Below are 835 nucleotides of genomic sequence, written 5' to 3'. Positions count from 1 at the left end.
AATTCATCTGATGTGACTGGCTACAGCAAGTTCAATCTGTCCACGGCTTGGTCGTCTCGCGTGGGACTTACTGAATCAAAATTTAAAAATAGTGATTTTTATAACGGCGCTGCAAATGGTCAATTTGATGGTGAGCAACGCAACATTCAATGGAGTAACGTTTACCGCCTTGGACATGGTAACGTTACGTTTGGTGCTGATGGCACAAACACTAACTTCAAAACGACCACTGAGTACAATCGAAAATCACTTGGATATTATGCAGGCTACAGCGGTTTGTATGAAAAGCTTGACTACCAAATTAATTTGAGACATGACCAAGTCAAGTCTAAATCCACCTCGACCTCTATCGACAAGTCAGCAAACACTTGGCTTTTGGGTTTGGGCTATCTGCTAACTGAAAAGTTCAAACTTACGGGTCTTGTATCAACGTCTTTTCGCGCTCCGAACACAGCCGAGCTGTTTGATGTTCCTGCGTGGGGGACAACGGGTAATCTCAATTTAAAACCTGAAGAGCACAAGGGTCTCGAGTTGGGAGCCAGTTATGCAACAGAGTTGGGCACTTTACGTCTGGTTCGATTTGAAAGTAAAACCACCAATGCGATTGCCTACAAGTCAGGAACGCCTTCCTATGAAAACATTGGCTTAGTTGAGAACAAGGGGTACGAAACCGGTTTCTCTGGCGTTAGCAATGGTTGGGTGTACAAACTCAGTGCTGTTCACCAAGATCCGATCAACGCCCAAACTGGCGCTCGACTTGCGCGTCGTGCCCGGGAATACGGCTCGATTTACGTTGGTAAAACTTTGCTCGGTATAGATTGGGGTACTCAAATCG

General features: G+C 45.5%; 1 protein-coding gene. It reads left to right on the top strand.

All coding sequences use genetic code 11. The features are described 5' to 3' along the window. Positions 1-835: TonB-dependent receptor domain-containing protein (locus H663_RS41070; RefSeq protein WP_133240109.1), on the top strand; the 835-nt coding region annotated here is incomplete at both ends.

Origin of the sequence: Limnohabitans planktonicus II-D5 (genome assembly GCF_001270065.2) — a bacterium.
Taxonomy (GTDB): domain Bacteria; phylum Pseudomonadota; class Gammaproteobacteria; order Burkholderiales; family Burkholderiaceae_C; genus Limnohabitans_A; species Limnohabitans_A planktonicus.
Note: the sequence above shows the minus strand (reverse complement) of the source record. Positions and strands in the feature narration are given on the sequence as shown.